Here is a 6,517-nt window from a genome sequence, read left to right as displayed (position 1 = left end):
CCAACGGCGGCCAGTACATGGCCTGAGCCCGGCACCGGGAGAAACCGGGCGCGGCAGCCCATGAGCGGGCTGCCGCGGCATCTTCGGGCCGCTCGCCGCGCCGCCCGCATGAGCCGGGCGGCGGCGCGTGTTTTCAGACGTGGCAGGCGCGCGCAATCTTCGATAAGGGAAATTATGACAATTTGCCAGCCGGATCGTCGATCTGACGGGACCTTGGCTGCCCCGCCATTGCCAGCGGCAAGGAACGGCACCCGCGCGCCGAGGCTTGACGGCCTGCGCGGAGCGCGTAAGGTCGAGGTCGAGCAACGATGCTCCGGCGACGCCTCGCGCGCCGCCACGATCGATCGAGTCCAGGACAGAACCTGACGGCAACGGAGCCCGCGGCAACAGGCCGGCGGGCCTTGTCGCGCTGGCTCCTCGGGGAGGAGAGCACGCGTGACGGCGCCGGACGTCATCCGGATCGGGCTCCTGTTCTCGACCAGCGGCCCTTACGCCACGATCGGGCGCGCCATGATGAATGGCGCCTGCCTGGCGCTCGCCGAGATCACCGCCGACCCCGCCTTCCCGTTCCGGCTCGAGCCGCTCGCCATCGACCCGGGCGGACGCAATGCGGCCTATGCCGAGGCCGCCCGCGCCATGCTGGCCGATGCCGGCCTCGCCCACGTGGTCGGCTGCTACACCTCCTCGAGCCGCAAGGAGGTGCTGCCGCTGTTCGAGAAGCACGACGCGCTGCTCTGGTACCCCTCGCACTACGAGGGCTTCGAGAGCAGCGAGAACGTGGTCTACACGGGTGCAGCGCCGAACCAGCACATCGTGCCGCTGGTCGAGCACCTCCTGCGCACGCGCGGTCGGCGCGCCTGGTGCCTGGGCTCGAACTATATCTGGGCCTGGGAGAACAACCGGATCATGCGCGAGGCCGTGCTCGGCGCCGGCGGCACCATCCTGGCCGAGCGCTACTTCGCCGTCGGCGAGACCGACCTCGACGCCGTGATCGCCCAGATCCTGGAGGCAAGGCCCGACTTCGTCTTCAACACGCTGATCGGCACCTCGGCCTATGCCTTCTTCCGCCGCTTCCGCGCGGCCGCAGCGGCATGCGGCATCGATCAGGCGAGCGCGATCCCGGTCGCGAGCTGCAGCCTCGCCGAGCCCGAGCTGATCGAGATCGGACCCGAAGCCTGCGCGGGACACATCAGCTCGAGCGTCTACTTCGAGAGCATCGACAATCCGGTGAACCGGGCGTTCGTCGCCGCCTATCGCGCCGCGTTCCCGGACGCCGGCCCGACCTCGGCCGACGTCGAATCCTCCTATCTCGCCGTCCACCTCCTCGCCCGCGCGATCCGGTGCGCCGGCCGCGCCGACATCGACGCCGTGCGCGCGGCCCTGCCCGAGATCGCGATGATGGCGCCGCAGGGCGAGGTCCGCATCGATCCCGACAACCGGCACAGCTATCTCACGCCCCGGATCGGCATCTCGAACGCGGCCGGCGGCTTCGACGTGATCTACGAGGCGAAGCGCCCGGTGAAGCCCGATCCCTATCTCGTCTGGCACGACATGCGGCCCGCCATGCGCCCGCGCAGCCTGAGGCTCGTCCGATGAGCCGGCGCCTCGTCCAGAACTTCCGCGGCATGCGCGCGCTCGTGGCGCTCGGCCCCGACCGCAACCGCGCCGTCCTGCTCGATACGCTCGGAAAGCTCGGGCTCGAGGCCGTGCCGGTGGAAGCGCCGCTCGGGGGCGAGACGGCGGACGGCGCGGGGCTCGTCCTGTTCGATGCCGACGCCGGCGAGGGCGAGCTTCTGCCCTGGCTGCCGGGAACCGCGCCCGTGCCGCTCGTCGCCGTGATCGGCCTCGAGACGCCGAGCCGGCTGCAACGCGCCTTCGACCATCTGCCCTGCGCCGTGCTGCACAAGCCGGTGCGGGCGAACGGGGTCTATACCGCCCTCTTCTTCGCGATCAACGAGCATCGCCGCCGGCAGGAGCTGGCGGCGAGCCTGCGCGCGCTCGAGGCGCGGCACGGGGCGCGCCGCTTCGTCATCAAGGCGGTGCTGCGGCTGATGGAACGCCACGGCATCGACGACGAGCAGGCCTACCGGCGCTTGCGCAAGGAAAGCATGCGCCAGCGGCTCACGGTGGAGGAGCTCGCCGTCCGGGTCCTCGCCGCCGGACCGCCCGGGTCTTCGGCGGCGGCACGCGAGGCATGATGCCGGACGGCCAGACACGAAGGAGCAGGGAGAGAGCCATGAGCGACAGGCAGGATGGGAACGTGGGCGGGACGGGCGCCGCCGCTGCGGCCGAGGCGGCGGCGCCCGGCGCCGACCGCCGCACCGTGCTGAAGGGGGCCACGGCCGTCGGCATCGCCGGGTTCGGCGCCACCTATCTTCGCGGCTTCCGCTTCACGAGTGCGGCGAAGGCGGCGGGCTCCTCGCCGGTGAAGCTCGGCTTCATCGAGGACACGAGCGGCAACCTCGCCGTCTACGGCATCCAGAAGCTGCACGCGGCCCAGCTCGCCGTGAAGGAGATCAACGAGGGCAAGACGCTCAAGGGTGCGCCCAACATCGGTGCGGGCATGATGGGCGTCATGGGCCAGGTCGCGAAGGACCCGCCCGTGATCAGCAAGGAGGGCACGGCGCTCGACGTGGTCAGCGACGGCGGGGCGAAGGGCCGTACCGATCTCGTCTTCGACGAGGACGACGAGATCCTGATCGATTCCGGCGACAGCGGGATCATGGGCCGCGAGCTCTCGCTCGTCGCGGCCGACGGCCAGAGCAACAACGCGATCTGGCAGCAGCTCGCCCGCCGCATGATCCAGCAGGACAAGGTCGACGTGCTGGTGGCGGGCTTCGCGTCCGCCGAGCGCGAGGCGATCCGGCCGATCGTCGACCAGTTCAAGCAGCTCTACTTCTACACCAACCAGTACGAAGGCGGTGTGGCGGATGCCAACACCTTCTGCACCGGGCCGGTGTGCGAGCAGCAGGTGATCCCGACCGTGCAGTACATGGTCGAGAAGTTCGGCCCGCGCTGCTACACGATCGCCGCCGACTACAATTTCGGCCAGCTCACCGCCGCCTGGACCCGCGCCTTCATCCCGCTGGTCGGCGGCCAGATCATCGGCGAGGAGTTCATCCCGCTCTCGGTCTCCGAGTTCAGCCAGGTGATCCAGCGCATCCAGCAGGCGAAGCCCGACTGGGTGATGACGCTCCTCGTCGGCCAGAACCACCACAATTATTACCCGCAGGCCGCGGCCGCCGGCCTCAGGTTCCCGATGGCCTCCACCGTCAACATGGCGCAGGGCTACGAGCACAAGCGCTTCGCGCCCCCGTCCCTCGCCAACATGCACAACGCCATCCAGTACCAGCTCGAGGTGCCGACGGCCAGGAACCGCGCCTTCGTCAAGCGCTGGATGGCGATGTTCCCGGACGACCAGTATATCGGCGAGATGGCGCAGAACACCTACTTCACCATCCACATGTACGCAAAGGCCGCACGCCTCGCCGGCACCACCGACCAGCAGACGGTGAAGAAGGCGCTGGAACTGGGCTGGAACATCGAGGCCCCCGAAGGCAGCGTGTTCCTCGAGCCCGGCACACACCACTGCGCGCACCCGATCCGCATGGCGGTGTGCGACGAGAACCACAATGTCCGCTTCGTGCGCGACTGGCCGATGATCCAGGCCTGGTGGCTGCAGCGGCTCGGCGTCAACCTCGTCCGCAATCCGGAGTACAAGCAGTACACGCCGGACGAGGATCCGTACTTCAAGATGTTCGGCAACAGCAAGAAGGCCTGAGGCGCTTTCCGTCCCCGAGGCCGCAGCATCGGCCTCGGGGATGCATCGGGGATGGGACAGGCGGATGGACGGCTTGGCGCTCCTGGCGAGCGTGCTCTACCAGCTCGGCACCAATGCGGCGTTCCTGCTGCTCTGTGCGCTCGGGCTGATCGTCATCCTGGGCATGATGAACATCATCAACCTCGCCCACGGCGAGCTCATGATGATGGGTGCTTATACCGCTACCATGGCGGTCCAGCGCGGGATACCCTTCCCGCTCGCCGTGCTGCTCGCCTTCGTCGTGGTCGGCCTGTTCGGCGCCGTGCTCGAGCGGCTGATCGTGCGCCGCTTCTACGGCCGCGAGCTCGGGGCGCTGGTGGTCACCTGGGGCCTCAGCCTGATCCTGGCGCAGGGTACCCTCATCCTGCTCGGCCCCTTCATGCCGGCGATCCAGATCCCGGGCGGCTCGGTCTCGCTCGGCCAGTATTCCTTCTCGGTCTACTGGCTCGTCATGATCGCGGTCGCGGCCGCCGTCGTCGTGCTGCTCTGGTGGCTCTACAACCGCACCACCTTCGGCCTCGAGGCCCGCGCCACCATGCAGAACGCGGCGATGGCAAGAGCGCTCGGTGTCGACACCGAGCGCATCTACATGCTGACCTTCAGCCTGGGGGCGGGCCTCGCCGGCCTCAGCGGGGCGCTGCTCGCCCCCACCACCTCGATCGCCCCCTTCATGGGCCAGCAGTTCGTGGCCCCCGCCTTCATCACCGTGGTCGTCGGCGGGGCCACCAACGTCATCGCCGGTGCCGTGGGCTCGAGCCTGCTCCTTTCCCTCGTGCGCACGCCCGTGGGCTTCCTCTTCGGCGCCTTCCTCGGCCTCGTCGCCCTCCTGTTCGCGGCCCTCGTCATCATCCGCCTGATGCCCGACGGCATTTCCGCCTACCTGCAGCGCTGGCACGACCGGCGCACGAGGCTCGCCTGACCCATGAAGCTGCATCGGCTCTTCACCGGCCCCGAGGACATCGGCCAGTCGCCCTGGTTCTGGCTGGGCTTCGTCCTCCTGATCGGCTTCCTGTTCTGGTACCCGAACCTGATCACCGAGTTCGAGGCCACGAACGTCGCCTACTATCTCCTCAACATCCCCCTGGCCTTGGGCCTGTGCCTGCTCTGGGGCTACTCCGGGGTCCTGAGCTTCGGCCAGGTCGCCTATTTCGGCATCGCCGGCTACCTCTACGGCATCATCGCCGGCAACATGACGGGCAACCCCTGGGGACCGCTCGCGGGCTCGCTCGGCGGGCTTCTCGCCTGCGCCGTCGTCGCCGCGATCTTCGGCTGGTTCGTGTTCTACGCCCGGGTGCAGATGTGGATCGCCCCCATCCTCACCCTCGTCTTCACGCTGCTGCTCGAGACCTTCCTCGGCCAGACCGCGGGCTATCAGTGGCGGGTCGGCACGGTCCAGCTCGGCGGCTACAACGGCATGACCGGCATCCCGTCCTTCCAGCTCGGCGAGCTCGTCTTCTTCGGCTACCCGCTCTACTACTACGTGCTCGTCGTCGTCCTCGTCTGCTTCGTCCTCTGCCGGATGCTCGTCGGCTCGCGGCACGGCAAGGTGATGCTCGCGATCCGCGAGGACGCGCTCCGCACCGAGCTCCTGGGCTACGACATCCGCGCGCGCCAGCTCGCCGTCTTCGTGCTGGCCGCGGTCCTCGCCGGCATCTCGGGCCTGCTCTACGTCCAGTGGGGCAACTACATCACGCCCTCGCAGGTGGGCCTGCTCCAGGCCTCGCTGCCGGTGATCTGGGTCGCGGTCGGCGGCCGCGACAGCCTGATCGCGACCGCCCTCTCCACCTACGCCCTCAACTGGCTCAACTACACCCTCTCCTCGGCCGGCAACCAGTACGCGCTCGTCATCATCGGCGGCCTGCTCGTGCTGGTGATGCTGTTCTTCCCCAAGGGCATCATCGTCACCCTCGCCCGCGACCTGCCGCGCCACGGCTGGCGCGCCACCTTCACCACGGCACTGGCGGGCCGCTGACATGACCGTGCCCATCCTCGCCACCCGGTCGCTGGCCAAGCGCTTCGGCGGCGTCGTCGCGACCGACCGGGTCGATCTCGCCGTGGCCGAGGGCGAGCTGCGCTGCATCATCGGCCCGAACGGGGCCGGCAAATCGACCCTGTTCGCGCTCTTGTGCGGCATCTACCGCCCCGATGCCGGCACGATCCGCCTCAAGGGCAAGGACGTCACCACCCTCCCCGCCTTTCGCCGCGTGCGGCTGGGCCTGGGCCTCACCTTCCAGACCAACCGCGCCTACCACGACCTTTCCGTCCGGCAGAACCTGGAAACGCCGCTACGCATCGCCCGCGCCGATGCGCCCAAGGATGCCGAGGAGCGCTTCCGCTACGCGCTCGAGCTGTTCGGGCTCGACCCCGGAAGCGAGCTGCCGGCGCGCGAGCTGCCGCATCACCGGCTCCAGTGGCTCGAGATCGCGATGGTGCTCGCCGCCGGCCCCGACATCCTGCTGCTCGACGAGCCCACCGCCGGCATGTCGCCCGAGGAGACCATGCAGACCGCGCGCGTGCTGCAGCACCTCAACCGGGCGGGCCTCACCATCGTCGTGGTCGAGCACGACATCGCCTTCGTCCGCGAGGTGGCCCAAAGCGTCACCGTCCTGCACCAGGGCCGGGTCTTCGCGGAAGGCAGCGTCGCCGACATCACCGCGCACGAAGACGTGCGCAAGATCTATCTCGGGCGGGCCTGAG

At 69.1% G+C, this 6,517-nt stretch carries 6 protein-coding genes; all 6 read left to right on the top strand.

From position 1 onward, the window contains the following. The first annotated feature begins 435 nt into the window (after positions 1–435). The 6 genes from U1T56_RS21905 (at position 436) to U1T56_RS21880 (ending at position 6,516) form a co-directional block, all read left to right on the top strand. Positions 436–1,596, top strand: coding sequence for a transporter substrate-binding domain-containing protein (locus tag U1T56_RS21905; RefSeq protein ID WP_418161640.1), 1,161 nt, complete (start codon positions 436–438; stop codon positions 1,594–1,596). Continuing rightward, positions 1,593–2,198, top strand: a complete 606-nt coding sequence (locus U1T56_RS21900) for an ANTAR domain-containing response regulator (protein WP_418161639.1) — start codon at positions 1,593–1,595, stop codon at positions 2,196–2,198. Before U1T56_RS21905 ends, U1T56_RS21900 begins: the two co-directional genes overlap by 4 nt. Positions 2,199–2,236: 38 nt before the next feature. Further along, the gene (locus U1T56_RS21895) at positions 2,237–3,781 is read left to right on the top strand and encodes an ABC transporter substrate-binding protein (protein WP_418161638.1); all 1,545 of its coding nucleotides are present in this window, start codon (positions 2,237–2,239) and stop codon (positions 3,779–3,781) included. Positions 3,782–3,845: 64 nt separating this feature from the next. After that, the gene (locus U1T56_RS21890) at positions 3,846–4,739 is read left to right on the top strand and encodes an ABC transporter permease subunit (RefSeq protein ID WP_418161637.1); all 894 of its coding nucleotides are present in this window, start codon (positions 3,846–3,848) and stop codon (positions 4,737–4,739) included. 3 nt (positions 4,740–4,742) lie between these two features. Then, positions 4,743–5,792: a branched-chain amino acid ABC transporter permease gene (locus U1T56_RS21885; RefSeq protein WP_418161636.1), complete on the top strand. Its 1,050-nt coding sequence runs from the start codon at positions 4,743–4,745 to the stop codon at positions 5,790–5,792. A 1-nt stretch (position 5,793) separates the two neighbouring features. Continuing rightward, positions 5,794–6,516 carry an ABC transporter ATP-binding protein gene (locus U1T56_RS21880; RefSeq protein WP_418161635.1) on the top strand — a complete coding sequence of 241 codons (723 nt, stop codon included), beginning with the start codon at positions 5,794–5,796 and terminating at the stop codon, positions 6,514–6,516. Position 6,517: the final 1 nt, after the last annotated feature.

It is taken from the genome of Benzoatithermus flavus (assembly GCF_037908215.1).
Lineage (GTDB): Bacteria > Pseudomonadota > Alphaproteobacteria > Geminicoccales > Geminicoccaceae > Benzoatithermus > Benzoatithermus flavus.
The sequence above is the reverse complement of the archived record's forward strand: the minus strand, read 5'-3'. Positions and strand labels throughout refer to the sequence as shown.

Coding starts and splice junctions, on each gene's coding strand:
- U1T56_RS21890 (WP_418161637.1), top strand. CDS start 3,846: ATGGACGGCTTGGCGCTCCTGGCGAGCGTGCTCTACCAGCTCGGCACC.
- U1T56_RS21880 (WP_418161635.1), top strand. CDS start 5,794: ATGACCGTGCCCATCCTCGCCACCCGGTCGCTGGCCAAGCGCTTCGGC.
- U1T56_RS21900 (WP_418161639.1), top strand. CDS start 1,593: ATGAGCCGGCGCCTCGTCCAGAACTTCCGCGGCATGCGCGCGCTCGTG.
- U1T56_RS21895 (WP_418161638.1), top strand. CDS start 2,237: ATGAGCGACAGGCAGGATGGGAACGTGGGCGGGACGGGCGCCGCCGCT.
- U1T56_RS21885 (WP_418161636.1), top strand. CDS start 4,743: ATGAAGCTGCATCGGCTCTTCACCGGCCCCGAGGACATCGGCCAGTCG.